Source organism: Gordonia sp. B8661-1, assembly GCF_059427765.1.
In genome coordinates, this window is the sequence record NZ_JCAHRL010000006.1 from 1 (window position 1) to 26,028 (window position 26,028).

Here is a 26,028-nt window from a genome sequence, read left to right on the forward strand (position 1 = left end):
TCTTCAACGACATCGGCGTCGTCGACTTCAACGACGGCGTACCCCCACCGCCGCCACCACCGCCGCCACCGCCCGACGGCCCCGCGCCCCCGGTCGGCGAACCCGGTCCACCCGGACCAGGACTCTGAGGCGCATCATTCGGCTTCGGCGCCGCGAACACCGCCGCGGCACGCGCGGTCTCTTCGACACCTTTGTTATAGAAAGTCGTCATCTGCTGCTGCGCGTGCTTCAGGAGCTCCTTGCGCGCCGACTCGACCTGACTGTCGTCTGCCCCCGCTTCGTTGAGCTTGGAGTTGATCTCCTGCTCCGAGGGGATGGCGTTCTTGACACCATTGACCGTGTCGGCAGCGTACTGCGTCACCGTCGACATGGACGACACCTTGTCGACGAGCTTCTGCAACTCGTCGGCATACGACTTCATTGCCTTGTTGGCGGCATCCTTACCCTCGCCGACCCAGTCCTGACTATTGGTGAAGGTATTCACGAACGACGAATGCGAACCCTGCAGACCCGACAGAAATCGGTAGATGGTGCTCCAATTGCGGGCCGCGGCACCCGCCACACCCTCGTTCATATTATGAAGAGGCCGGGTGATGTCGTAGATATTGGTGAACGAACCCCAATTCTCCGTATGAACCTTCCCCGGCAGGTCATTGGCGGGATCGGAGTTTCCGCCGACATCTTTCGGTCCGGAACGACTCGCTTCACTCAGATTTTCGAAAGGATCATCGTAGCCACAACCCACCGAGCTGACTCCCCGTCCTCATCGAGCATCGGGTACTTACCCGCCCCTGCTCGCGCCTGCACTTGTCGCTAGACTACCCGCTCGTCGGCGAAACTTGACTGCGGGGAGGTCGGTCGAATGACGGACAAAGCACCATATCGCGAGGTCGGACGGGCCAATGTGGTCGAGGTATTGGTCTTTTGCGAAGCCCTCGGTCTGGATACCGTGCCGTACCCGTTCGACGCCACGACCACCGAGGCGGACGCGGAGGCGGCCGAGCGCACCCGGCTGCTGACCCGGCAACGGCTGCAGGCCGATCCACCACGGCATCTCACTCGCTGGATACAGGCCTCGATGCGCCCCGATCTGAGCCTTCAACTATTCGGCGTCTTCCCGCAGGATCCCTCGTCGGTCGACCGCCCGGTGCGCATCAATGCCGTTCGCCAGGGCGACGATGGTTTCGTGGCGGTCCAGCAGGAGTCGAAGCCGGGAGAACAGTCGGGCGACATCGTCGTCTATCAGACCGATGCGACGATGCTCGCCGAGGTGCTCACGAAATTCATTCCGAAAGCCCCGGCGGGTTCCCTCGGAACGGTCGTTGTGCAAGAACCGACGAACATCGAGTACCGGCAGTCGGGCAGCGTGCTCGACCACGATGACAGCCGTGGCGAGTCCGTCGCTCGCTACAACGCCACGCCGACGACATTCTCGGCATTCGTCCAGGTCAACCCGTTTCGCCTCAAGGACTGGGGTTACGTCGACCGACAGTTCCATGTGCACTGGGCGGTCAAGAAGGACGACGGGCAGTACATCATCGACCGCCAGGACGGCGGCCGCATCGCCCGGCCAGCCGATCGTGCGTCACTCGTCAAAGCAATCAACCGCGAAGTGGCGCGCGCGGTACAGATAGTGCGCGAGAAGCGATCCCGCGTCGTCGACGACGAATACGACACCACGTAGCCGCGGCCGACCGGTACGTCTCAGATCCGGAGAGCCACGTCCGGTCCCGCATCGGGTGACTCACCGGCCGCCGACTGGGCCCGATCAGTGGTGGTCATCGCATGTCGCGGCCCCGGGTTCGCGGTTGCCGATGCAGCCGACGGAGCGGATTGCGTGTCGGTTGCCGCGAACAACTGCTGCTGCGCGTCATCGATCGCTCGACCGAGCAGATCCTGATCGGCGGGCCCCAGCATGGCTGCCGCATGCAATTCGCGCATCGCCAGAACGAAAGCGGCTGCCGACTGATCGGTACCGGTGTTCTGCACGTACCCGGCGAGCAGAACCGACAGCGGTCCCCACGCGTTGGCACCCTGCAGTGACTCGACCAATGCGAAAAAGGCAGCCGACGCGCCCTGTGGCACAAAGCCCGTCGCCGCGAGACCCTCGTAGATCGTGGCCTGCAAGACCATTGCCGCCGCAGGTTCGAGAAGCGCCTCGGGAAGGGAATCGGCCGCAGCCAGGTAGGCGGCTTGCGCCGCCTGCGTGTCGCCGGAATTGAACAGTGCTCCTGCGTGTGCGACCTGGAGTGTGGGGACGACACCGTAGATCCGCTCGTCGTCGCCGCTCTCGGTCACGTGGACCGCCAGGTCGATACTGGTCTTCGTCCAGTGCAGGGTGTCGGCCGCGCCGTCCGCTACCCGTGCGAGGTAGCTGGCGGCCAGGCATTTGCCGAATGCGTCGTCGGCCGCTTCCCACGCGCGCCGGTACCGACTGGTGGCCTCGTCCCGGTTGCCGGCGGCTTCAGCGGCCAAACCCTGTTCACACAACTCGGCTACGGACTCCGATGCCATGCTTCCCCCTGGTCATCTCTCATCGTGCGGGTCTTCAGGTACTCGCGTTCCCGGTCAGTATGCCCGGCCGGCAGGCTCCGGTGGTTGCCGGTGTCATTCATACGGCGTCACCAGCCGCCGGTAATGCCCGACTCGCGGAATCCGTCATCCGGTCGGACTAGTTCGCAGGGCTGCCATCATTGGTAGCCTGCGGTTCCGTACGTGACACCCGGCCATCGCCACCGACCGGGCGAGATTTTCGGCTTGACGGGGGAGAGGGACATGGCGCCAACATTCAGTTCCGACATCGAGGCGTTCCGGGCATTCGGAGAGCGCTTCCGCGGACTCGGCGCCGACGCGTCGGCGGCCGAGGCCAAACTCGCCAGCAGCCTTCAGGGTGAGGGCAATTGCTGGGGCGGCGACGACGTCGGCTCCGGATTCGAGGACCGCTACAGCTCGGGTGCCCGGACAACCTTCGACAACGCGACAAGCCACGCCAAACACCTGAACGAGTTGGGCGACCTCGTCGACCAGATCGCCAAGGGTTTCTCGGATACCGAGGACAACAACACCTCGTCACTCACCGGGAAGTAACGCCAATGGGCATGGAGCTGCCCGGCGCACTCACCGGGACCCTCGCTCTGATCGGTATGGAATGGCCGGAGGGTGACGAAACCGCACTCGGCCGCATGAGCGATCACTGGACCGATTTCGGGGATGACTTCACCTCCTTGTCGGAGAGCCTGTCGCAGGCCGCCAGTCAGATCCTCGGCACCATCGAGGGCGAGACGCAGGTCGCACTGAACAATCATCTGAACCAGTTCTTCCAGGGCGACACGTCGCTCGATCAACTCGTCAAAGATGCCCAGCACCTTGCGGACGCGTGCTCGACGACCTCCGACGAGGTCTTGGCACTCAAGATCGTGTACATCGTCGAACTCGTTGCTCTCGCAGCGTTTATCGCCGCCGCCATCGCATCGGCGTGGATCAACTGGGGTGCGCCGGCCGAAATCGTCGCCGCCGAGATGGCCACGCAGATGACGTTGCGGATGGCCGTCCAGCGGGCGGTCCAGCAGGTGATCCGCAAACTCGCCGAGAAGACCCTCAAAGAGATCGGCGAGGCCGCCCTGAAACGATTGGGCGCCAACACTTTCAAAGACGTTGCCATCCAGCTGGGCAAGAACGCCGCGATCGGTGGCGGCATGGGTAGCGGCCTCGAGTTCACCAAACAGCTCGCCGTACATGTGGCGACCGGAAAAGACTTCGACTGGAACAAGGTCGCGTCGTCGGGGCTGACCGGCGCGGCCGTCGGAGCACTCACCACCCCGGCGTCGATGTTGCTCAAAACGGGATTCAGTCGATCCTTCGGTGCGGCATTCGACGGCAACAAGCCGTTGCTCACCGCCGGAGGCACCACCCTGAAGTCGACCTTCAGCAGCATCCGCTCACAAGTCGGCCAACGCGCGATGTCGGCGGAAACCTCGGCCGCCTTGAAAGCGAATGCAGTGACAACGGGCCTGCTGGCAGGACCCAAAGCCCTGATGAAACCCCAGATCGCCCCGCACAGCGGTGACGCCGTGGACTCGGCCCGGGAGTTTTGGGAGAGTGCCCCGTCGCGGGAGGTCGAAGCCCCCGCAAGCAGCCCGGGGAATCCGTCGGTGGCCCCGACCACGACCCCGTCGGCCACGCCCAGCACCCAGCCGACTGCTCCGCCACCGGTCACCGCGGCGCAGCCGACCCCGGTTCCGACACCATCGCCGATACCGACTCCGTCCCCGGTACCGACGCCAGTGCCGACGCCACCCGGTAGTTCGCAGCCCTCCGGGGGCAACTGATGAGCTCCGCCACCCGTGCCGCTCACGCGGAACCCGACGTCATCCACGGCCGGCCCTGCTGGTTCGATCTGGCAACGAACGATCTCGACGCGACGGTGTCGTTCTACAACGCGACCTTCGGTTGGGCGTTCTCCGACGAGCAAGGATTCGTCGTCGCCTGGCTGAACGAAGAACCAGTTGCCCAAATCTCCCCGATCCCAGCCGAATTCGACGGCGTGCCAAGCTTCTGGCACCTGCATTTCGGATGCCCGTCGATCGCCGGACTACTCGATCGCTCCGGCATAACGGGCGGTGAGATCCTCGAAGGTCCCCTCACCATCGGCAGTCTCGGGCGCGCCGTATCCGTCGCCGATCCTTCGCGGGCGTCGTTCTCGCTGTGGGAACCGGGAGAGGTGACCGGCTTCGGGGATGACCGGCCCGGTGGGCCGGTGTGGTTCGAGCTCCACACCCCGAAACCCGCCGACGTCATCGACTTCTACAGTCCCCTGCTCGATCTCCGGCCGAACGTCACCGGAACCGGGGACGACATGTACCTGATCTTCACCGACACCGATGGGCAGCCCGTGGCCGGTGTCGTCCCGAGCGACGGTCCCAGTCACTGGCTCACCTATATCGGCGTCGAAGACCTCGATGCGACGCTGGCAACCGTGGCCGGCGCAGGCGGAAACGTGACTCTCCCGGCGACGACCTCGGCCGCCATCGGACGCCACGCTCACGTCACCGATCCGACCGGCGCAACGCTCGGTCTCATCGAGTTGGCACCGCAGAACAACGATGCGGAATCGGAGAACGCCGGATTCCCGACGACATTGTCCCTGTGACCCCACGCCGAGTGGCTAAGGAGCACCATGACTGAGGGCCGGCCAGTGCTGCCCGACACCACCAGCGGACGTCGCGAAGGCGCCCTGCTCGCCGAAGCGCAACTGACCTATCGCGGTCTGGTTCTCCTCGTCGTGCTGGCGATAGCCCTGGTGCTCGTCAGCGCCGTCGTGGTGCCGATCTATCTCGTCCCGGTCGTTGCACTCGCCGTCTGCATTCTGTTCGCGCTCATGTGGTTTCTCCGTCCCAGCCGTTGGATCGCACGCCTCGTTCACCTGCCGGTCGACCGGATCCGATGGGTGGGTTGCCACCTCTCTGTCACACCGAGCGGTCTGATCGTCGCTACCCGGCGGCGCACCGACTACCTTCCGTGGTCCGGCATCACCGGAGTTGCGATCCACCCGATCGAACCTCTGCAAGCGGAGCTGCTCGGCGTGCCGGCGATCGACCGGCCCATGATCGTGGGCCACGGCGCGAGCAAGGCAGCCTGGTTTCCGCTCAGGATCGTCGGCAACTTCGGCAAGGCCGTCGATGCACCTGCGGCGCAACTCGCGATGGATCCGGGCGTCTTCGACGACCTCACGGACGAATCCGCCATCGGTCGCGCGATCTGGCAGTTTCGGCCCGATGTCGCCGAAGCGTTACAGCTGCCGGTTCCCCGAAGCGGGCCGCCCCGCAAGGGCCCGAAAGAGCCGGTCGTCTACCCCCGAGGCACCTTCGACTGGCACTCGTCCAATGCCACCGGCGACGCGCAACAATCAACCGTCGAGCTACCCGCGTTCGGAGAAATCTCGATCAGCCGATCATCTGACGGCGGACAAGTGACGGTGCATGGAGCCGCCGTACCCACGGTCGAGATCACCGGTACACCCGGCAACCGCTCAGCCATACGTGTGAACGGTCAGCCCGGCGGAACGGTCTGGGAGCACCGCAGTCCCTGGCAGAGACACCATTACCTTGCCGTCGACGACGGCCACGGGCAGCTGACATCAGTTCGCCCGGAATTCCTCGTGTCCGGCAACACAGTTCGACTCGGTCGCGGCATCCGGCCCACGGAGTTGCCGATGATGGTGCGCGCCAAGACAACCGGTGACCTGACAGTCCGCACCATGCAGTTCGAATACGACACGGTGTCTGCCGATGAGGTCGCGAAAGCCATTGCGGTCAGCTCATTCTTCGGGACCAGGTCGCTCCAGCTGGCCAACCTCCCGAAGGTGCCGTTTCACGGCCTACTTCGGCTGGTCGGCGCCATCCTCAACTCCTGATCACACCTCGTGAATACGCGACTGTGAATACGCGCCTTCCGTCATGGTGCGGTAACTCGGACTCAAAGCCCCTCGAGCATGAGCGCAGCGGCGTACACCACGAGTTTCGGCAAGTCATACACCGAATACGACCGGGTTCCGAATGCGGTGGCCAGGGCCAACCCGACCGCGAGTTCGGTGGGACTCGCCTCAGCGGACGGTGTTGCGCTCACCATCAGTACGCCGTCGCCACGCCGCCTGATCCGCACCCCCGTTTCCGACCTCGTCGGGCCGCGTCTCAGGTCGACGGTACGGCCCGCGATGACGTGGACATACACCATGGACAGCAACCGGCCGCCGACCAGCGCAGAAACCTCCTGATCACGAGCGCAGAATGGTCCGCGTCGAATCCGCAGGATGCCCGCAGCATGCCCATCCACAATGAGTTCAACCTGCCGGATGGACCGAACCCCCAGTGGACCAAACCTTTTCGGCGGCCCATGACGACGAACCCAGATAGTAGGCGCACGGTGGCTGGTGACCCCGACGAAGCCCTGGTGCCGATCCACCTCGACAGTCGCCGTATCGCCGTTTGGCAAAGGAACCTGTTGGCCACGACCCGACTCGTCGAATGCACCAATCGCGGTGTCCCGCTTTCCGACGCTTGCCTCGTGCGGCAACGGCCAGTCCAGTTCGTCCGCCAGGTCGGGACGGAACTGCCGGATACTCGCTTCCATCTCGGACCCACGCCACGTATTCGAGAACAACGCCGGAAAAATACACACCGTCGCGGACTCGGCCCCGATACCCTCCGCAAAATTCGCCACCGAACGAATCCGCTTCCGCCCGCGCATCACGGTTCCATTCCCGATGATTGCCGGCGTCGACATCGGTTCCACACCAAGCAGTTTCGCAAGCCGTCCCGGAATTGGAGCATCTGCAACCCCGCGCACCGCACCCCACGCCAGGAACTCGCTCCGGGTCGGCGACTCCGCTATGAGGCCTTCCCTCGTCACCGCGACATGCCAGCCCATCAGGTGCGTCCGGTCCGCGGACTTACCCGACAGACTGTGAATCGCCCGCGCTATCGACGGCCAGACGAGAAAATACCCGAGAACCGCGCCTAGTGCACCGATCGCGCCCAGACCGCACACGAGCGCCAGAATCAGCGAATTGGATCCGGCTCCGATCAGTACCGCGGCAGCGATGAGCACGGGAGCGATCACAAGGCACGCCACCACGACGTAGAGGGGGGTACGACTCCGATACCCCCACCCCAACCAGGGGTCTCGCACCACAGCTTCCTCGGTCTGTACCGCGCGGTCAGTCACAGCGACAGACTTCTCGGAAACCCTGCGTTGTCATCGCCGGGCACGGCTTCCGCATACTCAGAACACCGCTGGTCCGCAGACCACGGCTCCAGGACGCCGAAGAGCGCGCCCGTGGGGTCCCGCAGCAGCGCAATACGCCCGACCGGCAGCTCGACTGCTCCGGATTCCATGACACCTCCCGATTCAACCGCGTCCAGCAGGGTCTTCTCGAGATCTTCGACCTGAAAATAGACTCGCCAGTATGGCTCGACGTCCGCAGTCACCACCCCGGCAAGCAACTGTCCGTCGTGACGCCCGAGGACCCGATACGCTCCGCCCGGGCCTTCGATAACGCCTGGCTGGCATTGAAAAATCGCCGAGTAAAACTGGGCGATGGTTGCCGACTCCGGCGTCACGAGTTCAAACCACACCGGCGTTCCGTGCCCGGTGGGCGCGAACCCGAGCGATGCCTGCGGATGCCAGAGGCTGAAAGTCGCACCCAGCGGATCTCGAAAGCTCGCCACTGATGCCAGACCATCACCATATTCCTTTGGCCCCCAGAGCAGTTCACCATCGAGAGGCGAACGACGCGCCAAGTCGGCGAAGTCGTCAATCCGAAAGTACGGATGCCAATACGACGGCAGACCCGAGAGCGACTCTGCCGGTTCGGCTATCCCGCAGACAGCTTGGCCATCAATCGTGCCAACTGTGTCATCGTCGCCTGCGAACTCCCAGCCCAATACGGTCGTGTAGAAAGCTCGGGCGGACGAGGAGCCCTGTGAGACATGGTCTATCCAGCAAGGTGTACCAATCAGGCTGTCGGGCAACGGAACCGCCGTCCCATCTCCTGCATCATCGTCCATGTGCGGGCACCGACTCCCAGGGGGCAGCTGACTGCGGAGCCGTCGGCGCATGGCTCGTACTAGGAGCCGAGTATGTCGGCTCCGACGATTCCGAGGCCGTCGATTCGTAGGATGGGTAAGCGGTGGGCGCACCATCCGGCCGAATAAATGGTATGGCTTCCGCAGTCGTTCCGTCGTTGTCCATCTCGGTCCATTGCCGCACACCTTCGACAGTCGGCTCGGGAACGCTCGATTCGGACGGAGTTTCGAATATTTTTCCGGTTATTGCGGTACCGATTGCCGGGACGTTGGTGATGGCGCTCGTGGTTGCGGTTGCTCCAACGCCTTTCCAACCGGCTATCGACGTGACACCGAGCTGCATTTTGTTGTCGACGAAGTTCGCCCCGAACTTCCTACCGAGCGCAGTCTTCATAGGCATCGACGCAGGGGACAGTGCGAGACTCTTCAGAGCCCCCTGCCCACCTACGCTCGCAACCTTTCCCCAATCCATGTCCTTGCCATTGACGACATTGTCGTAGATCTGCTTGCCCAGTTCCGTACCGCTACCGACGCCGCCACCAATGAGGGCCGACACCCCGAGCTGACCCATGAGGTCCTTCCCAGAGTTGGCTCCGACCTGCCGCAGAGCGGCCCTACCAAGAGCTTCGGCGATCTCACGGAAGGCACGCTCGCTGACCTTACGGGCAATGGTCTGAATCGTCTTCCGGACCGCCACCTGGATCGCGGCACGAGTGACCATTTGCGCAGCAGCCATTTCTGCCGGCGCCCCCCAGTTGATCCACGCGGATGCTGCAAGCACGGCAAGCGTTGCCGCCAATGCCACCAACTCAACGATGAAGAGGATCTTCAGCGTGAGTATTTCGTTCGATGTCGTACTGCAGCATTCGGCCAGGTACTCGGCGTCCTTGATCAGCTCCTGCAGCGACTTATCACCGTTGAAGAACTGCTTGATGTGCGACTCGAGCGCATCATGGGTATCACCCTCGATTGTTCCGAGGATGCTCGCTCCCAACTGCGACAGGTCGTTGGCGAGATCGTTCACGTCGGACGCAAACCCCGACCACTGGACATTGAGCCTATCCAGCGCAGTCTCGTCGCCTTTCGGCCATTCCATGCCAATAAGTGACAGAGGTGTGGTCAGCGCCCCCGGCAGCTCGATACCCACTGCCTACCCCTTGAACTGACGTGCGGTGAAACCGTCCGTCGCAGCGTAAGTATCCGCAATGGTGGTCAGTTGGTCACCGAGGTGTTCGAGATGGTCGGCATGGAAGTTGGCATTCGATATCGCCGTGCCGCCTTTGGCGCCGTAGGGTTCCACAAAGGTGGCACCAATTTCATCGTTACCCCAGCACTCGCCCTCTCGCTCCAGGCCTGTGGCCAGCAATGTCCGGATCGCCCGCATCTGACCCGCGAGCTGCGTGAACTCTGCGGCCTTGGACCGGAACTCATGAACATCGACTACAAGCTTGCTGCCCATCAGAAGTCCTCCCGACTCACTTCATGCCACGCTCTTGCGAAGGCGACCGTCGGCCGCTGACATGACCAGTATCCATCGGGCACGGTAGCAATATTCGCACCTGACCCTACGCAGTCAGCCAGCCGTTCGGACGTTCGAATGACGACGCCGCATCGCCTGATCATCGATGTGCACGATGACCAGTTGCCCTCCGAGAACCGCGACCGCCTCGGCGCCTCTGATTCCTCGACGCTCTCGAAAACACTCTTGTCGCCGGTACTTTCGCGTGACAGTCAGCTCTGCGAGCCCGCGTCGAGGGTCGCACCTTCGGCGCCGGCCTCGACGGAGTCACGTTCGACGAGAGCATTGTGCTGCGACAGCGCCGGGCCGGTCGGCAGCAGGCCGACGATGTTCCAGGGTGCGACCTGCGGGTCCTCGCCGAGGCCGAGGGCCTGTCCCGCCTTGGCGTCGGCGACACCGAAGCGGACACCGGCGTCGTTGACGAAGATCAGCGATTCACGGCGCGGTGAATCCGGGTCGCTCCCCGTTGTGAGGACATAGGCGCCGGTGCTCGGTGGCACGAACGCCGAGTCGAGGCCCGGGCCGGCACCGTCGCTGGTCGCCAGTTTCACCGGTTCCTTGCCGTCGTCGAGCGGAAGACCACGGCCGGCGAAGATCCGCAGTCTCGCCGCGTCGTTCTCTCCGCCCTTGTCCCACACCAGACATCCGACCGGAGCAGTCTTCTGGTCGATGATCTTCGGCGCGGTCGCAGGGAAGTCGCTGACTGGCAGGTCCTTCACCTGCTTGGCATCGGTGATCGCGGCCGGAGCGACGGTCTTCACTTCGCCACCCGAGGCATCGTCGGAGTAGCGGATCACGTCGGCCGCGGTCTGTCCGATCTGCTGGATGCCGTCCCGCAGCACCACGTACAGGGTGGGCGCCGCGTTCGCCACTCCGGCCACCTGGACCACAGATCCGACAGGACCGAGTCCGGTCGTCGACTGTTTGCCCCGATTCTCGATATCTGGGGTGGCGAGCTCGTCGGCATCCGGGAAGGCGTTCAGCATACCGGCGCTGATGGGACGGACCGAGGCGTCCCGCAACCCGAATGCCCGCTCGACAGCCGGGTCCGCGGTGTCCACACGGAACCGCTTGCCGCCGGCCAGTAGATACTTCGTGTCATTCAATTGAACGAATAATCCGTCGCCGTCACCGAGTGCGCGGGAGGCTTCCGGATTCTGGGGCGCCGCAGCGAGAACCGTCGTGGTGACGCCACCGGTGAGCGAACCGGACCCCTCCGGAACGGCAACCGTGTCACACACGGACCAATAGGAGTGTCCGGAGTCGGCGGGTCCGGGAAGGCTCTGCGGGGCTCCCGGGATGCCGACCAACGGACCTCGCTTGTAATCCGCGAGCTTCTTTTCTGATATCGACTTCGGCTTGTCCGGGCTGCCGATGATCAGGCGAGCCGAAGCCACATTCAGCACAGGGTGCAAAGTGTCATCTACCAGCACATACAGACCGCCGGATTCTTTGGAGACGACGATCTTGCTATCGCCCATCGAGCCAGCGGGCTTGATGAGGCCGTAGATGGCACAGGCGCCGACGATAAGGACCGTCAGCGTGATGCCCACCAGCACCGAACGGATATGCGAACGCATCGGATCGTGCAGCATCCGCACGTCGCGTCGCATAAGCGCGTGTTCGAGGCGACGCAACAGAAAGCGGTAACCGTTGACCTGCTGTCGCGTTGTCAATTGAGCGGGCATGAACCCTCCCCTGGAGCCCCGTAGATTCGAGGTGCACGGTACCGTACAGATGCTGAAGCAACGAATAATGGTGTGCCCGGGGGAGGTCTGCGCGGAGTGTTTGGACAAACACAGTTCGAGGTCCGGTCTCCCGATACGTTCTGGGCCCAGAGGTGGCTGCCCACACCCGTTCTCTTGATCGCCGAGGCCGTTGTGCTCGTGGTGACACTGATCGCCGCGGTTTTCGGCCTCGACTGGTGGATCGGCGTCATCATCGGCGTCGTACTCGCGGTGCCGACGTTCCTTCGTCCACGCGGAACGTCCGTCGCACGGAAACTCGGTGATCGCCTCGGATTCATGCGCCGTCGCGTACGCAAACCCGGTTTGTGGTTCGAGGCTCCCTTCGACGTCCCGCTCGGCGAGGGCGGAAGCTGCGGGATGCGGTGGGACGGTGATCGCGTCATCACGATGGTGCGCATTGAGGCCAACCCGCGCGCGCTCACCCGCTTCGCACCGGGCCGCATCATCACCGATGACGTCGTACCGCTCGATCTGATCGCGGAGTGCCTGCACCAGTTCGATATCGAGCTGGAATCGGCCGACATCATCAGCCACGGCTCCCGAGCCTTCGGTAACGGAAATATCGCCAACATCTACGGACAGATCCTCGGTCCCCTGCCGGCCACCGCTTTCCGTTCGGTCATCGTGGTGCTGCGGCTCAATCCGCTCGACAACCCTGACGCCATCGAACGTCGCGGCGGCGGCTCGACCGGGGTTCTGAAGACCGCCGTCGTGGCGACACGGCGCGTGGCCAACCGCCTGTCCGGAAAGGGCCACGCCTCAACGATTCTCACCGCACCGGAAATCAACGCGGTGTTCTCCTCGCTGATCGAGGGCACCAACCCCGATGCCCTGGAAGAGAATTGGGATCACGTCGAGATCGATCAACTGCACGCGCAGTCCTATCGTCTCGACGAGGAAGCGCTCTCGGAGCCCGGACTGGGTGCAGCCTGGACCGTCCCGAGCCTCAGTACCGTTCTGTCGCTTCATCTTCGCCCCGCGGACAAGAACGATTTCCACCTCAGTGCGATCGCCCGCTTCCACACCCTCGACGAACAGCCGGTGCCCGTACCCACAGGATTCCACCTGTGCGACGGCCGTCAGCGCGAGGCGTTCGTCGCCGGCCTTCCGCTTGCTGATCCCTTCACCGATCGCGAGTACCTCGAGTACCTGACCACCACGGATGCCCTTGCCGCACTGGCACTTCCGGCAGCCGGATGTGGCCAGCTGATCGGAGCCGACACCGACGGTCGCGCCGTCGCGCTGGCACTCGTCGGTTCAAATGTCCGCACTGTGGAGATCGCGGGCACACTCAATCTCTGCCAGCAGGTGGTGCTGCGCGCCATCGCGCTCGGCGCCCGCGTCATGGTGTCAACGGATCGTCCCGCGCACTGGATGCCGATGGCACATGCGGTCGGCAACCCGCGGGTCCTCGCGGTCGCCGGCGCTGCCGCCGGCTCGCAGATCGCCGGTCAGCGACAAGGCTTTTCGGTGCTGGTTTTCGACGGCACGCCCCCGGATATGCAGGTCTCGGACGTCACCGTGATCAACGTGACCGCCGCAGGACTCGTGCCCAATCCCGCTGCAGACGTGACCCTTCTCCAGAATGCGGACGCCGGGCCCTGGGTCACGGTGCGTAGCGGCGGCGAGACCGATCAGGTCATCATGGTCGCCACCGACGACGAGATGCGCTACATCGGCGAGTCTCTCAACGCTCCCGACCGCGTCTACAACCGGCACCGTAGGCCGGGTCGCCGACCGGCGCTACGGCGCTGACGCGATACTCGCGGCCGCCGACGAACTCAACCGTTCGTTGTCCTCCGGTCTATCACCGGTCACTCGACACCGCAGGTTCTGCTTTCATCTCACTTCGCCACATATAACTGTGCCCCGTACCAGCGAAGCCAGTACGGGGCACAGAGGATTCGTGCCGAATCAGAACGATGCAGCGCTCGTCTGATCTTGCTGCGCCATACGCACGCCGCCCTCGCGGACAGAGTTGGCGATCTTGTTCAGGATCTCCTGAGTATCGTTCATCTCGTTGCGCCAGGACGCCATCTTCTCCTCGTAGGCGGCCTGAGCACCACCGGAGAAGGTGCTGCTCAACGACTTGACCGCGCTGTCGAGGCTCTCAGTCTGCGCTTGCAGGTTATTGCCGTTCTGCTGCAGCGCGCTGGCGAGGGCTTCGATCTCGCCGAAGTTGTACTTCATGACTCCGTCATTATTACCCATGTGTTTGTCCTTTCAGAAAAGAGGTTACGAATCAGAGGTTGAGGCCACCGGCATGCATGCCGGAGAAGGTCGAAGCGATCTCACTGTTGGTGTCGTCGGAGCCCTTGAAGACCGAGTTCTTCAGTGTTGCACCGAGATCGTCCAGCTTCTGGTTCAGGCGCTGAGCCTCACCGCCCCATTCCTCCGAGGTGTTCTGAAATGCCGTGAAAGCTGAACCACTCCACGAAGCACGCGCCGTGTCGACCTCGTGGGTAATGGTCTTCAGAGTCGCACGCAGCGAATCCAGGATCTCGTCGACGGTGTCTGTGTGCTTAAACCCGGCATCGAGATCGAGCTCGAATTTGTTGTTGCCGCTCATGTGATTTCCTCCAATTGTGTGGACCCGTCAGTCGCTTGCCACGACCGCAGTCCTGCATTCCAATCGGCCACCACACCGGTGCACCGACCAACTCCCCCGCCTACGGTCATGACATCCACCGTCCATTCGGCAAGGTTTCCATCAAACGACCGATGGCCTGCTTGATGCGATGTCCCGAACCGGCCGACAGGGTTGTCCACATCTGACCGTCCGGAGACACACTGGGACTGCCCACCACGCGACCGCGAGCGGTCTCGTAGATCGCGACAGCACCAGAAGATTGTTGGCTACGGCCCTCCACGGACTCGTAGGCGACGATTTCGATGTAACCCCGGCATTCCGCGAAAGCTATGCCGAGCTTCATCGAATCGTTCTGATTGACGCCGAGTGCGTACAGCGTCTCCGCATACTGCGCCGAAGTCTCGGCGGCATCGAGCCGAGCAGCGAGGTCGGCGGTAGGTCCACTCACCGAGCCCACGTCTGCCGCGTCACCGGGTCCGAGACACGTGACAATACGACCGGCGGCCGCGTCGGCGCCATCCACTGACACCGATTCGATGGTGACCGATTCGCCACGCCGCAACACCTGGACATGGTCACGCCCGCTTCGCGCCAAGAGGATTCGTCGAACGTCACCGTCCCCGTACATCCTCGCCTGTAGCTGAGCGTCGGGACTGCTCACGATTCTGAGCGCCAGATGCAATCCGTCGACCACACCGTCGGCGTCCATGGCACCGATCTCACGGAGCTCGGCCTCGGCACGCGAGGTACCCGCACTGTAGTCATCGACTGTCTCGTATCTCAGGGACATATCCAGCACCGACGGCCAAATCTGGATATCAAGCAGTTCACCGACGCGCCAGAGAGCATCCGCCGACATCGTGTAGCGCACGTCAAGTGCGGTGCCCCACATCAGGATTCACCACCATCGTCGGGTGCACCGAGCACCGGGGGTGGCACCGTGCCTCCGAGATTCAGCTGTCCCTCGGACAATTGCGGGGCCGAGGTTTCATACCGTCCCGCAACGTCGGACCAGGAGACCGGCGCATCATGCTGACCTGCCTGGACCCACCCCTCGGGCAGGTTGACGTCGGACGCCGAGGCGCCAGATGCAGCCGGCTCAATATCGTAGGTGCGGCCATAGTGTTCTTCGTCCCGACCTCCCGCGGCCTGCGCGGCAGCGGGACTCATCGGTCCCATCGGCATTCCCGAATGCGCAGCCGGAGCCACCGTCCCAGGCCCACCGTTGGACGCGATCGGAACCGCCGCCGGCGCATCCGGCAGCGCGGCGACCCGGTAATCCGACTTCTTGCGTTCGATGTCGCGGATGCCACCACCGCCGAGCCCGCCGATCATCGGCGCCGCGGCCAGACTCGCCTTAATCCCCGAACCGCTTGCAGCCTTGGCCTTTTCGGCAGCCTCGCGAGCCGCTGCTTCCTCAGCCGCAAGCGCCGCTTCCGAGACGATCTTCGGCGGTGACGGATGCTTCCAGGGGTGCGCCACAGGCGTGGTGGCCTTCTCGTAGCTCTCCATCACGCGAGACGCACGCTGCTTCTGATCCTGTTGAGCGTGCTCGGCACTCGCCGCCGCCGCATGGAGCGGGCCGCCCATCGACGCCTTTGACGCACTCTCCAGGGCTTGCTTGATCGCCTTGGCCGCCTCCAGCTCAACGGGATTCGGCATGGCGGTCAGGGCGACTGTGGTGGCCACTGCCTGCGCCTCCGCCTTGGCCGCGGTATGCACCGCCTCAGCGGCAGCGTCGGCGAACCACGGTGCGAGCTGGGTGAGCTTGTTGAACGCATGATTATAGGAGTTGGCTTCCCAATGCAGACCGAGGTTGGCGATCACCTTGGAGTACTCGACTCCGATGTCGGCGAGTTCGGCACCGATACGCGCCCAAGCCGCACCGCTTTCCGCCAGTCGCGCGGGACCCACGCCGTGATGCAGGTCGTGCGCAAGCCGCTCAGCGGGCCGCGCCTCCCAGATCACTCCGGTGAATCCTACGATCATGTCCTCATCCCAAACGTTGTGTGTGACAACCAGCTATCGCTGTCGAGCCCACGACTCGACAGGGTCCGTCGGCGTCAGCCTCAGGACAGGAAGGTCTGCATCGTGTCGTCCTCGGCGCGGCCGAAGCTCTTCGCCTGCAACCGCAAAACCGCAGCAACCTTCCGCAGTTCCTGCACTGCCGCCTCGCCATCGGTTCCGAAGTCCTCGGCCGCGAGATTGAAATTGTTGGCAGCGCGCTCGGAGACCTCGTCGATACCGGAGGCCGGTACCTTCAGGCCGGGAGTCTGAGTCGACAACGCCGTCTCCAGACGTACTGCCAGGGCGTCGAGCTTCGCTGCGGCCGAAGCCAATTCGCTGGGATCGACGGAAAGCTGATTTTCACTCATCGTGCTACCTCCAATGATGTCAGTGCTTAGATCTGTGGGTAATCGGATGTTCGAATGACTGTTCAGAGCCGCAGATCGACATCGGGGGATTCGATATCGGCCTCCGCCTCGTCGCCACCGATCACGGACGGAGCCGTCGTCGGCATGTCGCCGACCACCGCGGATCCGTGTTGTGCGGTGACCAGATAATCCGGCGAACCGTGTCCGTCGTCAGTGCCCGCACCGCGGCCTGCGCCTGCGGCTCCAGCGGCGCCCGCACCCATCGGCATCATGCCGCCAGTGGTCGAGCTGGTAGTGGTGACGGAACCGCCACGGCCTCCTGCCTGCGCGGCAGCCGACTCGGCAGCCGCACCGCTGAGATTCGGCGCCCCTGGCCTCGACTGCAACGGCGTGGCCGGCGCACCCACTCCTCCACCGCCACCGAGCTTGCCAAGGCCCGCGCCGCCGCCACCCTTACCGCCTCCGGCGCCCTTCTTCAGGCCTGCGGGCAAGGTCGAAGCGGCCTTTTTATCAGGGAGCTTCTTGTCGAGGCCCTTCGCCTTGTTCGCAGACGCCAGCTGTTTGGTCATCGAGCCCATCATCGAGCTACCGGTAGACGCAAGACTGCTCACCGGCGAGCCGACCGCCTCCAGCAGAGTCGACGCGATCCCGAAGGGAGACGTACCCGTAGGCGCGCCGGTGATCGTGTTCTGCACGCCGGTGGCCAGCTGCTTGGCCGTCGACGGGGTGAGCGTGGCCTTCGTGCCCGTGACGACCGCGATCCCGTTGCTCAGCGCCACTGCGGCTGCCGTGAGTAACGCAGCCGCAGCCGCAGGCGCAGCGGGCGTCGCCATCAACGGCAGTGCAGCGGTGGCAGTGGCCATGAACCCCTCGATGACCGCGGCCATCGAGGCGTTCCCGGTGCCGACGATGCTGGCCCCCTCGGCCGCGCCTTCCACGATCGCGTGCGACTTCGTCTGCGTCATCACGGTTTCACCCGCCGTGGTCGCGGACTTTGCCGCGTTCGCCGACGCCGCTGTTCCCGACCACACCGAGTCCGCTGCCTTCAACGCCCCGCTCGACATACCCATGGCGGATTGCAGAATGGTCTGGAGTCCCGTGAACAACTGGGTCGGATCGAACCCACTGGCGGCGAGGTCGCCGGAACCGAACGATTGCTGGAGATCGGTCAGCGGCTTGAACAGATTCTCGAGACTGATCTCCGGGAACGGAGGCAACCCCGGCATAGCCGGCAGCGGAGGTGGGGCCACCGGCATCGGCGGCAGTCCCATCTTGCTCAGCACATCACTGACTGGGGTGTTGAGAATCGGCCCGAGCGGGCTGTTCTCCAACATGTCGATGAGTGACTGGTCTATCGGAGCCGGCACCAACGAATTCGTGCTGGGAAACGGCTCCATCGCGGAATGCGTCATGAGTTATTGGTCGCCCACGTCTCAGAGCTTCAGGATTGAACCCACGGCACCGGCCGCGGATGCGTCGGTTGCCGTGTAGGCCGCCGCAGAAGTCTGTGCGGTCACGGACTGGCCCGCGTGAACAGCAGCGATCTGACCGGTCTCGAAGAGATTTGTGGTCATCGCGACGATGGTCGCGACGAGATGCTCGGTGCCGAGCAATCCGAACGTCGGCGTGAGTGCGGCTGCAATCGCTCCGACATTGATGGCGCCCGCGCTGGCAATCTCGGCAGCGACAGCCGCTTCAGCTGCTCCATACGCCGCAATGCCGGCGGCGTCGGCCGTAAGATTCTCCATGATGCCCCCTCAACCTCGTGGTTTCGCCAATCTCGATGACACGGTATCGCACGATTCAGGCCGCTCGCCCGCTCTGTCGTCCACGTGACCGACACGCATGCGACCCACAACACGCCACACTGTCGTACAGACTATTGCCTTTTCTTAATTCTGTTCAATTGACGCCGTCGGCGTCAGCGCTCCGCGGCGCATCGGCATCGCCCGGTGCGACAAGATCGGCAAACTCCTGATTGAACTCTTCCAAGACCGTGGCGCGCTGAGCGAAAGCCTTCTGGCACGCAACATTGGCGGTGGCCACCACCAATTGCTCCAATTGCTTACCGTTGAGTCGGCCGACACGATCGGACAGCTGCAGGTCCACCAGAGAACCGTTACCGTCGACCACCGCACGTACCTCGCCGTCCGGTGACGTCTCGCTCGCCCGGATCCTGGCCAATCGCTCATTCACCCCGGACAGACTCTCCAACTGCCGCCGAGCACGGGCTTCGAGCTCGTCCATCGCCCAGCTCATACGTTCCTCATCCAGCTCGACTGCTCGTATCCGTCTTCCCACTCGGTGACGATCTCCTCGCGAGCAACGTCCTCCGGCTTGGGAAAGCCGAACAGGTCGATGACCTCGGGCGCGACTCCCTGTTCGACCATCTCGGCGCGTCGCTCCAGGCCAGCACGCTGCGCCGCCTGATGACAGAGGCGGACAATATCCTTGGCGAGCACCTTTGGGTCGCGTCGAAGCTGACCGTCGTCGATCTTGAGCGCCGTGGGCAGGCCCTGTTCGGTGGTCACCACCTTCAGAGCGCCGTCCTTGCTGGCTGCGGTTGCCACGCTGTACCCCCTTGTTGAGGCCGACGCTACCGGTGATCGTCGGCGACCGCCCGATGCTTGCATACCGCACCGACGAATCCCAACGAACAGGCGCATATGTCATCCATTCGGATACATAGGCGCTCGTCGTGACTCATTCATACAGGTGGACGAGTGACATCATTCACCGGCTGGATTCTCTTCCCTGCGCTGGCCGGTTGTATCGTCGGAGAGCGAGAACCTGGACATCTGCGAGGACCATTCGTGAGCTATGACAAGAACCGGATGCCGGCCACGCCACCGTGGCTGGCGGGTGGTGGCGTGCCGTCACCCCCTCCGCCGTCCGGCTCTCGAAAGTCCGGCTCGAAGAAGTCCAAGAAGTCGGCCTCGCCGCCTGCCGAGCCCGACCAGAGCCGCCGGGAGAACCCGCAGCACCACAGCCAACCTCCTGTTCACGCGGAACAACCGCGGCCCGCGCACCTACCCGACCAGAGTCGGCAACCCGGCCCTCCACCATCGTCCGCGCAGCGGACTGCACCTCCCCCACCCCCTCATCAGCGTCGGCCGCCGCCTCCGCAGACTCCCGGACCGCCCGCACCCCGGCCTGATGCGCGATCGAGCGGACCAGGCGCCGCCCCGGCCCCGCACCACGAAGTTCGCGCCACCGGCGACCTCGATTCGACCGAACGATCGGACGGCGTCCCACCGCCTGTCACCGGCGATGCCGTACCTCCTGCCGACATAGCCGTACCTCCTGCCGACATAACGGAGAAGATCGGTACACCCGTCGACGACGGTGCACCGCTGCCGGACACCTCCGGGATTGACATTCCTGCTCAGGATTCGGGAACCCGAGCCGAATACGTTGCGGCGCAGTCCACGGCGGCCCCGTCCGCCTCCCCTGCCGACGAGCCCTTGCCACCGACTGACGACTTCGAGGACGTACCGACGCCACCCGGTCTTCCGCCACTCCCACCTCCACCCGGACTGCCGGACGGGAACCCGGGCGAGGCGCCGTCCGCGGCTCCCGAGACACATATTCCGCAGAACGCAGCGCCACCCCCTCTGCCCCCGCTGTCGTCCTTCCCCTCCGGTCGACACGATGACGCCACTGCATCATCGGACGCCGACCATGCACCGCCACAACAGTTCACCCAACCCGCGTGGGGTGCAGACCCGGCACCGCCCTATCAGCCCGGCGCTCATCGGGCTCCGGATCCCACGCCACCCCCCACCGCCGACGACCTGCAGTATCTGCCACCGGAATCACCTGTGAGAGACGCTGCGCCGATGGACCGGCACGTCTCCGGTCCAGCACAGCAGGCCCCGCGGCCCCCGGCCCGCACCGGGCCCCCGCGTCAGTTCGGCCCCCAGGGATTCGGCGGGAGCCATTCCCCACAGACCAGGGGTAACGCACCGGACCTGGACTCGGCTGCTCTCATCAGAAAGGCCCGTCGCGCACCACGTTCCGGTTGGCGTCGCACAGTGCACCGGATCACCGGCGGCGCGATCAATCCCGGCGACTCGCAGCAGACCGTGTACTTCGACGAACTCGTTCGCCAACTCAACGCTCCGGTTCGAGGTGACTTCCGAATCGCCGTGCTCTCGTTGAAGGGCGGCGTCGGCAAGACCACCACCACAGTCGGACTCGGCTCCACATTCGCCGCACATCGCGGCGACCGTGTCATTGCCGTGGACGCGAATCCCGACCTGGGAACCCTCGCGCAACGAGTCCGACTGCAATCTCCTTCGACGGTGCGCGACCTACTCGAAGACGACTCGATCTACCGGTATTCCGACGTCCGGCGCCACACATCCCAGGCGACGAGCCGCCTGGAAGTTCTTGCATCCGAACGTGATCCGGCCACAGCCGAAACATTCAACGAGAACGACTACCGCAACGTCATGAAAGTGTTGCAGCGCTACTACAACATCATCCTTACCGACTGCGGCACCGGCCTTTCGCATTCGGTGATGAACGGCGTGCTCGACCTCGCCCAGGCGCTGATTCTGGTCTCCACCCCGGCAATCGACGGCGCCCGCAGTGCCAGCTCGACCCTCGACTGGCTCGAACTTCACGGTTACGGCCACTTGGTGCAACGCGCAGTGGTGGTTCTCTCGGGCCCTCGCAAGGACCACACCAAGATCGACATCGGCGTCCTGGCTCAGCATTTTCTCGCCAGAACCCGTGCGGTGCAGGTGATCCCCTACGATCCGCACCTGGCCGAAGGCTCCGAGGTCGACCTGAATCTGCTCGACAAAGCCACTCGCCACGCATTTGTCGAGCTGGCCGCGACAGTGGCCGAGGATTTCGCCATGACCACTCATCCGATCAACCAGCAGCACCGATAGAAGGCCGAAGAATGCCCGATCTGATGCAAGCCCGCCGAGTCTTCGATGCCGGAGTCCTCGCATCGGGTATCCCACTGGATGGCCAAGAGGCCCAACGGGATCAGCGGTACGCCGCGCTCGCGTTCAAGCGTGCCACCGAGTACGACCCGACGATGGCGGACGCGTGGCTCGGCCGACTGTCGGCGGGCGATGTGTCCACCGACGTGCTGTTCAATATCTACAAGTACCGCAATTCGCTGTTCGTCGAGCAGCGGCGCCTGGGGCTGCCACCGCGGACCATCGCCGGTCGAGCCCCGACGGGATTCCAGATCGACTACCCCGTATCCACACCATTCGAAGCCGCCGCCCTCTACGCCTGCGCCATGGTCCAGGAAGGTGACTACAGCGGAGCGGAAGAGGCGCTCGATTCCGTCAACACCCCCGACCGACCACCGATTGTGGACTTCGCCCGTGGCTTTCTGCATCACACCACACAGCGCTGGCCGGATACACTTGCCGCGCTGGCGAATTCGAACGCGTGGACCGACGAGTACATGGCGGCGGCAGGTCACCTGATGGTGGGTACCGCCTGCGCACAGCTGGGTCTGTTCGGCGAGGCAATCAAACGGCTCGAGGCCGCCGAGGCCGGCCCCCTGGGTAGCGTTCATGCACCGGCGATGTTTTCGCGCGGCCTGACACTACGGGAAATGGGCAAGGAACCCGAGGCCCGCGCGGTTTTCGAGACGCTGTACTCGCAGAAGCCGGACTACCCGGACGTGACGGAAGCAATGAACAGCCCGACGTTCCGGATCGTGGTCACCACCGCGGAGATCATCAACTCCCGCACCGACAAGTGGGATCCGAAATCTGTTCCCCAAGAGGAGGAGTCGGCGCCTTCTGAAGCGAAGCCCGACCTGCTCGCCGAAGCTCAGAAGGAACTCAACGAGCAGATCGGCCTGCTGTCGGTCAAGGACCAGGTGTCGAAACTGGAGTCGGCGGCAGCGCTGGCGAAGGTTCGTGCCGAGCGGGGGCTCGCGAGCGCGGCTCGCAGCCAGCACCTCGCATTTACCGGCCCGCCCGGCACAGGTAAGACGACCATCGCCCGGATCGTCGCGAAAATCTATTGTGCCCTAGGCATTCTCAAGACCGACAAGGTCGTCGAGGCGAGCCGTCGGGACTTCGTCGGCCAGCATTTGGGCTCGACCGCGATCAAGACCGGCGAGCTCATCGATCAGGCTCTCGACGGCGTGTTGTTCATCGACGAGGCCTACACCTTGATCCAGCAGGGGCTCAGTGGCGGTGACGCCTTCGGCCGCGAGGCGGTCGACACGCTACTCGCGCGCATGGAGAACGATCGTGACAGGCTGGTGGTCATCATCGCGGGCTACGACGGCGAGATCGACCGCTTCCTTGCCGCCAACGACGGCCTGGCCTCACGCTTCGCGAAACGCATCCGCTTCGACTCCTACCATCCCGAAGAACTCGCCGGAATCGGCAAACTCATTGCGAGCAAGCGGGATTCACTCATCTCCGATGAGGCCTACGAGGTCCTGCTGCAGCGCATGGTCCCGTTGTTCGAGAACCTGCAGCCCGACCAGTCCGGCGAGATGCGTCGCAGCATCGACCTCGCAGGCAACGGCCGCTTCATCCGTAACGTCATCGAAGCATCCGAAGAGGAACGCGAGCACCGCTTGAGCACCGGCGACATCAGCATTGCCGAACTCGACGAAGATGCTCTGATGCGCATCGAGGCAAGCGACGTCAACGCCGCCCTCGACAGCGTGTTGGGTATGCTGCAACGCTGAGTTGCGACATGGTCACGCTCGGTGATCGCGGCTAGCGGAGTGGTACGGCGACGGCCTCGATTCCACCGATCTTGTTGTCGGCCAGCAGTTTTTTGGCCGCTGACGCGGCTTCGGGTTCGGCAAAGACCCACCTGATCGGGCTACCGTTGGCTGCCTTGCTCGCATCGGTGGCCTGCTGCACGAGCTGCTGTGCACCCGGCCATGCCGGGTCGAATACCCCGCCACGGCCGACGTGCTGGGCATAGCCGGGTGCTGATGCCATGACGAGCGTGCCATCGGTCTCACGGGTGTCGAAAGGGAATCCACCAACCATGAACGCCACCCCCGGAGGGGTGCCGGTCACCTGCTGATTGAACTTCCGCGCGGTGGGATCGAGTCGAAACACACTGGGCGTCCACTGGCCGGGCTGGTCAGCCGTGGCGACCGCCTTGCCCTTCTCGGCCGAGCGAACGATGACCTCGACGTCCTTCTCGGCCTGCGCGGAGATCTGGAACTGACTCTGCGCACTGAACCGAGCCTGTTTTGCACCGGCACTTGCGACGCTGAAAGCACATTCCGATCGCCCACTGCCGTTCATGGGCATTTCGATGGTCCGCGTACATGTTCCGACCGGAGCCCCTTCCAACGTGGCATTCGTCGTCTGCGAAACCCGCACCGTGCCCCGATCGGCTCCCGGCATCGAGTTGGTGAAGTTGTAGGTGACCATGCAGACAGCGGTGCCGCAGTTGGCGGCGCCGGTGGGCTTGGGGATCTCGATCGCGGGAGCGGGCACCTTGGAGAGCGCATTGCCCAGGCCCTGAACTGTCGAATAGAACTGCTGCACACCCTCTCTCGTCATCAAAGTCACGAGAAGTTTGGTGGTAGTGGGTTTCTCAGATGATGTGCTTCGCACCGGACCGGCGATGCCGTAGATACCGCCGTCGGCGTCGACCCGAACCTGGTTGTCTCCGGCCACGATCGTTCGGCGCCCGTCCTCGACGGGCCCCGTCTCCAGCCCTGACGGGTCCGCTGTCGACTCGCCACGCCGGTCCGGACTCGAGTCGGCATCGGAAGCGGGCCTGGTCTGCGACGCGTCGGGAAGTCGCTGTTCAGTATTGAGGGCGTTCAAGGCGAATGCAGAGGGGCGCAACACTTTTCCGAGGTCTATGCCGAGCAGGTCCGCGGGGGCCAGCGCCCATTGTCCGGCTGCCGCCCCCGACGCCTTCTGCACGGTGTCGCCGTCCTGAGCACTGTTGCCGTTCACCGAATCCCAGAAAGCGCCACTCGCCTTCACGAACGTCGTATCGCCGATAGTCAGCACCTCGGCCGGCTCACGTCCGTCGACCGACACCAGACCCCGGACGTCGCCCGCCGCGGTGACCGCCAGATCCTGCACCCGAAGGTTACCGATCTCGCCGGTGTACTTCGCGCCCGGCGCATTGGCGAGTTCCATGGTGGCCTTGTTCAGGATGTTCTGGGCACGAGTCGCGGCGGTGGGCACAGACTCGCCATCGGTCGTCAGCGGCACGGCACCGGTCACCGCAATCACCGAGACGACGATCAGCGCGGCCACTGCCACCAGCACAGCGATCAGGGCTTTCCGCATTCGGAGGACTCCCATCCATTCAGTTGCATGACTGCACCGCGAACACCTGGATTGATAACCTACATTCGCTGACGCGAGGCGCAATGCCACCAGAGTAAGGGTGCCGGATGAGGGGGACCGCGTGACCGAACTGAATATCGATACCGATTCCGTCTCTTCGTTCGCCCGTAATGCCGAGGCTCTGGGCGCATCGGTGGTGGCGCAGGCCACCAAGGGACACTTCGACACCGCCGCGATGACGGCGGTCTTCGGAATCATCGGCGCCGACTTCATGTCCGTCGCCGCTCGCGTCACCGACAACCACAACACGCAGGTCGGTGACCTGGGCAAGCGGTACTCCGCGATGGGGCAGGCGGTCGGCAGCGCCGCCAAGGGGTACACCGACACCGAGGGTGCGAATGCGGCGTCCTTCACCGGCGGTAAGGGCGGCACCGACTCCGGTCTCGCCAACGGTATCGACCCGACCAGTCAGAACCTGTCGAAGGACGACGTGGCGAAAGTCATCATCGCCCGGGGCAAGAAGATGGGTATGAGCGATGACGAGATCAAATCGGCATTGTCCACGGCCCTGGTCGAGTCGAATATGCAGAACATCAACTTCGGCGACCGTGACAGCGTCGGGGTCTTCCAGCAGCGCGGGTTCGACGAGTGGACCAAGGGCGGCAGCCGGAACCGCATGAGCGTCGACGACGCGGCCACCTCGTACTACGAACACCTCAAGGGCACGGAGGGCACACCCGGGGATCGCGCCCAGCAGGTGCAGCGGTCGGCCTTCCCGGACAAGTACAACGAGCGGATGGGCGAGGCGACCGAGTACTACAACCGCCTGGCGTCGAGTGCCGCCTCGCCGTCGTCGACTCCGACGCCCACGACCGTGAACACCAACTACGACGTGCCTCTGACGCTGAACACCGCCAAGACCATCCCGACCAAGGCCTGACATC

The 26,028-nt window shown here is 64.0% G+C and carries 26 protein-coding genes; 9 read left to right on the forward strand and 17 right to left on the reverse strand.

Annotated features, from left to right (window positions below):
* The coding region (locus AC4JJG_RS13355) for a hypothetical protein (RefSeq protein WP_495405775.1) at positions 1–574 on the reverse strand (574 nt) is incomplete at its 3' end.
* 288 nt (positions 575–862) lie between these two features.
* On the opposite strand from AC4JJG_RS13355, the gene AC4JJG_RS13360 reads away from it, so the two are divergent.
* A complete protein-coding gene (locus AC4JJG_RS13360) occupies positions 863–1,684 on the forward strand; it encodes an ESX secretion-associated protein EspG (protein ID WP_495398417.1) in 822 nt (273 codons plus the stop codon).
* 20 nt (positions 1,685–1,704) lie between these two features.
* Here AC4JJG_RS13360 and AC4JJG_RS13365 read toward each other — a convergent pair whose 3' ends face one another.
* Positions 1,705–2,514 carry a hypothetical protein gene (locus AC4JJG_RS13365; protein WP_495398416.1) on the reverse strand — a complete coding sequence of 270 codons (810 nt, stop codon included), beginning with the start codon at positions 2,512–2,514 and terminating at the stop codon, positions 1,705–1,707.
* Between the two features lie 261 nt (positions 2,515–2,775).
* Here AC4JJG_RS13365 and AC4JJG_RS13370 point away from each other — a divergent pair, with 261 nt between their 5' ends.
* The 4 genes from AC4JJG_RS13370 to AC4JJG_RS13385 are packed head-to-tail and all read left to right on the forward strand — an operon-like array spanning position 2,776 to position 6,412.
* Entirely contained in the window at positions 2,776–3,087 is a 312-nt protein-coding gene (locus AC4JJG_RS13370) for a WXG100 family type VII secretion target (protein ID WP_495398415.1), read from the forward strand.
* 5 nt (positions 3,088–3,092) lie between these two features.
* Complete coding sequence (locus AC4JJG_RS13375; protein WP_495398414.1) at positions 3,093–4,328, forward strand: WXG100-like domain-containing protein; 1,236 nt, start codon at positions 3,093–3,095, stop codon at positions 4,326–4,328.
* Positions 4,328–5,149, forward strand: a complete 822-nt coding sequence (locus AC4JJG_RS13380) for a VOC family protein (protein ID WP_495398413.1) — start codon at positions 4,328–4,330, stop codon at positions 5,147–5,149. The genes AC4JJG_RS13375 and AC4JJG_RS13380 overlap by 1 nt, the downstream gene beginning before the upstream one ends.
* Positions 5,150–5,176: 27 nt before the next feature.
* Positions 5,177–6,412 (forward strand): hypothetical protein, encoded by a 1,236-nt coding sequence (locus AC4JJG_RS13385; RefSeq protein WP_495398412.1) that lies wholly within the window; start codon positions 5,177–5,179, stop codon positions 6,410–6,412.
* A 62-nt stretch (positions 6,413–6,474) separates the two neighbouring features.
* Here AC4JJG_RS13385 and AC4JJG_RS13390 read toward each other — a convergent pair whose 3' ends face one another.
* From AC4JJG_RS13390 to eccB, 5 genes are all read right to left on the reverse strand, one after another.
* Complete coding sequence (locus AC4JJG_RS13390) at positions 6,475–7,605, reverse strand: hypothetical protein (protein ID WP_495405776.1); 1,131 nt, start codon at positions 7,603–7,605, stop codon at positions 6,475–6,477.
* 113 nt (positions 7,606–7,718) lie between these two features.
* A complete protein-coding gene (locus tag AC4JJG_RS13395) occupies positions 7,719–8,564 on the reverse strand; it encodes a VOC family protein (protein WP_495398410.1) in 846 nt (281 codons plus the stop codon).
* Positions 8,554–9,729, reverse strand: a complete 1,176-nt coding sequence (locus tag AC4JJG_RS13400; protein WP_495398409.1) for a WXG100-like domain-containing protein — start codon at positions 9,727–9,729, stop codon at positions 8,554–8,556. Before AC4JJG_RS13400 ends, AC4JJG_RS13395 begins: the two co-directional genes overlap by 11 nt.
* A 3-nt stretch (positions 9,730–9,732) precedes the next feature.
* On the reverse strand, positions 9,733–10,041 hold the full coding sequence (locus AC4JJG_RS13405; RefSeq protein ID WP_495398408.1) for a WXG100 family type VII secretion target: 309 nt from the start codon (positions 10,039–10,041) through the stop codon (positions 9,733–9,735).
* Positions 10,042–10,313: 272 nt separating this feature from the next.
* On the reverse strand, positions 10,314–11,789 hold the full coding sequence (gene eccB, locus AC4JJG_RS13410; protein ID WP_495398406.1) for a type VII secretion protein EccB: 1,476 nt from the start codon (positions 11,787–11,789) through the stop codon (positions 10,314–10,316).
* 96 nt (positions 11,790–11,885) lie between these two features.
* Here eccB and eccE point away from each other — a divergent pair, with 96 nt between their 5' ends.
* Positions 11,886–13,604, forward strand: coding sequence for a type VII secretion protein EccE (gene eccE, locus AC4JJG_RS13415; protein ID WP_495398405.1), 1,719 nt, complete (start codon positions 11,886–11,888; stop codon positions 13,602–13,604).
* A 159-nt stretch (positions 13,605–13,763) separates the two neighbouring features.
* Here the strand turns inward: eccE and AC4JJG_RS13420 are convergent, their stop codons facing one another.
* The 9 genes from AC4JJG_RS13420 to AC4JJG_RS13460 form a co-directional block, all read right to left on the reverse strand.
* The gene (locus AC4JJG_RS13420) at positions 13,764–14,060 is read right to left on the reverse strand and encodes a WXG100 family type VII secretion target (RefSeq protein WP_495405777.1); all 297 of its coding nucleotides are present in this window, start codon (positions 14,058–14,060) and stop codon (positions 13,764–13,766) included.
* Positions 14,061–14,091: 31 nt separating this feature from the next.
* Positions 14,092–14,418 (reverse strand): WXG100 family type VII secretion target, encoded by a 327-nt coding sequence (locus AC4JJG_RS13425; protein ID WP_495398403.1) that lies wholly within the window; start codon positions 14,416–14,418, stop codon positions 14,092–14,094.
* 106 nt (positions 14,419–14,524) lie between these two features.
* Positions 14,525–15,331, reverse strand: a complete 807-nt coding sequence (locus AC4JJG_RS13430; protein ID WP_495398402.1) for an ESX secretion-associated protein EspG — start codon at positions 15,329–15,331, stop codon at positions 14,525–14,527.
* Positions 15,331–16,407, reverse strand: coding sequence for a PPE domain-containing protein (locus AC4JJG_RS13435; RefSeq protein WP_495398401.1), 1,077 nt, complete (start codon positions 16,405–16,407; stop codon positions 15,331–15,333). The genes AC4JJG_RS13430 and AC4JJG_RS13435 overlap by 1 nt, the downstream gene beginning before the upstream one ends.
* Positions 16,408–16,508: 101 nt before the next feature.
* Positions 16,509–16,814 (reverse strand): PE family protein, encoded by a 306-nt coding sequence (locus tag AC4JJG_RS13440; RefSeq protein ID WP_495398400.1) that lies wholly within the window; start codon positions 16,812–16,814, stop codon positions 16,509–16,511.
* Positions 16,815–16,876: 62 nt separating this feature from the next.
* Positions 16,877–18,148 carry a hypothetical protein gene (locus tag AC4JJG_RS13445; RefSeq protein WP_495398399.1) on the reverse strand — a complete coding sequence of 424 codons (1,272 nt, stop codon included), beginning with the start codon at positions 18,146–18,148 and terminating at the stop codon, positions 16,877–16,879.
* 99 nt (positions 18,149–18,247) lie between these two features.
* Complete coding sequence (locus AC4JJG_RS13450) at positions 18,248–18,562, reverse strand: hypothetical protein (protein WP_495398398.1); 315 nt, start codon at positions 18,560–18,562, stop codon at positions 18,248–18,250.
* A gap of 154 nt (positions 18,563–18,716) precedes the next feature.
* On the reverse strand, positions 18,717–19,073 hold the full coding sequence (locus tag AC4JJG_RS13455; protein ID WP_495405778.1) for a YbaB/EbfC family nucleoid-associated protein: 357 nt from the start codon (positions 19,071–19,073) through the stop codon (positions 18,717–18,719).
* On the reverse strand, positions 19,070–19,384 hold the full coding sequence (locus AC4JJG_RS13460) for a YbaB/EbfC family nucleoid-associated protein (RefSeq protein WP_495398396.1): 315 nt from the start codon (positions 19,382–19,384) through the stop codon (positions 19,070–19,072). Before AC4JJG_RS13460 ends, AC4JJG_RS13455 begins: the two co-directional genes overlap by 4 nt.
* A 1,464-nt stretch (positions 19,385–20,848) precedes the next feature.
* Here AC4JJG_RS13460 and AC4JJG_RS13465 point away from each other — a divergent pair.
* Positions 20,849–21,715 (forward strand): MinD/ParA family ATP-binding protein, encoded by an 867-nt coding sequence (locus AC4JJG_RS13465; protein WP_495398395.1) that lies wholly within the window; start codon positions 20,849–20,851, stop codon positions 21,713–21,715.
* An 11-nt stretch (positions 21,716–21,726) separates the two neighbouring features.
* Positions 21,727–23,499: a type VII secretion AAA-ATPase EccA gene (gene eccA, locus AC4JJG_RS13470; RefSeq protein WP_495398394.1), complete on the forward strand. Its 1,773-nt coding sequence runs from the start codon at positions 21,727–21,729 to the stop codon at positions 23,497–23,499.
* 31 nt (positions 23,500–23,530) lie between these two features.
* Here the strand turns inward: eccA and AC4JJG_RS13475 are convergent, their stop codons facing one another.
* A complete protein-coding gene (locus AC4JJG_RS13475; RefSeq protein WP_495405779.1) occupies positions 23,531–25,357 on the reverse strand; it encodes a hypothetical protein in 1,827 nt (608 codons plus the stop codon).
* On the opposite strand from AC4JJG_RS13475, the gene AC4JJG_RS13480 reads away from it, so the two are divergent.
* On the forward strand, positions 25,320–26,024 hold the full coding sequence (locus AC4JJG_RS13480) for a hypothetical protein (RefSeq protein WP_495405780.1): 705 nt from the start codon (positions 25,320–25,322) through the stop codon (positions 26,022–26,024). The genes AC4JJG_RS13475 and AC4JJG_RS13480 overlap by 38 nt on opposite strands.
* Positions 26,025–26,028 lie beyond the last annotated feature (4 nt).

Coding starts and splice junctions, on each gene's coding strand:
- AC4JJG_RS13385 (WP_495398412.1), top strand. CDS start 5,177: ATGACTGAGGGCCGGCCAGTGCTGCCCGACACCACCAGCGGACGTCGC.
- AC4JJG_RS13365 (WP_495398416.1), bottom strand. CDS start 2,514: ATGGCATCGGAGTCCGTAGCCGAGTTGTGTGAACAGGGTTTGGCCGCT.
- AC4JJG_RS13425 (WP_495398403.1), bottom strand. CDS start 14,418: ATGAGCGGCAACAACAAATTCGAGCTCGATCTCGATGCCGGGTTTAAG.
- AC4JJG_RS13380 (WP_495398413.1), top strand. CDS start 4,328: ATGAGCTCCGCCACCCGTGCCGCTCACGCGGAACCCGACGTCATCCAC.
- AC4JJG_RS13445 (WP_495398399.1), bottom strand. CDS start 18,148: ATGTTGGAGAACAGCCCGCTCGGGCCGATTCTCAACACCCCAGTCAGT.
- AC4JJG_RS13455 (WP_495405778.1), bottom strand. CDS start 19,073: ATGAGCTGGGCGATGGACGAGCTCGAAGCCCGTGCTCGGCGGCAGTTG.
- AC4JJG_RS13480 (WP_495405780.1), top strand. CDS start 25,320: ATGACGGCGGTCTTCGGAATCATCGGCGCCGACTTCATGTCCGTCGCC.
- AC4JJG_RS13360 (WP_495398417.1), top strand. CDS start 863: ATGACGGACAAAGCACCATATCGCGAGGTCGGACGGGCCAATGTGGTC.
- AC4JJG_RS13395 (WP_495398410.1), bottom strand. CDS start 8,564: ATGGACGATGATGCAGGAGATGGGACGGCGGTTCCGTTGCCCGACAGC.
- AC4JJG_RS13430 (WP_495398402.1), bottom strand. CDS start 15,331: ATGTGGGGCACCGCACTTGACGTGCGCTACACGATGTCGGCGGATGCT.
- AC4JJG_RS13440 (WP_495398400.1), bottom strand. CDS start 16,814: ATGAGTGAAAATCAGCTTTCCGTCGATCCCAGCGAATTGGCTTCGGCC.
- AC4JJG_RS13405 (WP_495398408.1), bottom strand. CDS start 10,041: ATGGGCAGCAAGCTTGTAGTCGATGTTCATGAGTTCCGGTCCAAGGCC.
- AC4JJG_RS13450 (WP_495398398.1), bottom strand. CDS start 18,562: ATGGAGAATCTTACGGCCGACGCCGCCGGCATTGCGGCGTATGGAGCA.
- AC4JJG_RS13375 (WP_495398414.1), top strand. CDS start 3,093: ATGGGCATGGAGCTGCCCGGCGCACTCACCGGGACCCTCGCTCTGATC.
- eccB (WP_495398406.1), bottom strand. CDS start 11,789: ATGCCCGCTCAATTGACAACGCGACAGCAGGTCAACGGTTACCGCTTT.
- AC4JJG_RS13370 (WP_495398415.1), top strand. CDS start 2,776: ATGGCGCCAACATTCAGTTCCGACATCGAGGCGTTCCGGGCATTCGGA.
- eccA (WP_495398394.1), top strand. CDS start 21,727: ATGCCCGATCTGATGCAAGCCCGCCGAGTCTTCGATGCCGGAGTCCTC.
- AC4JJG_RS13420 (WP_495405777.1), bottom strand. CDS start 14,060: ATGGGTAATAATGACGGAGTCATGAAGTACAACTTCGGCGAGATCGAA.
- AC4JJG_RS13475 (WP_495405779.1), bottom strand. CDS start 25,357: ATGAAGTCGGCGCCGATGATTCCGAAGACCGCCGTCATCGCGGCGGTG.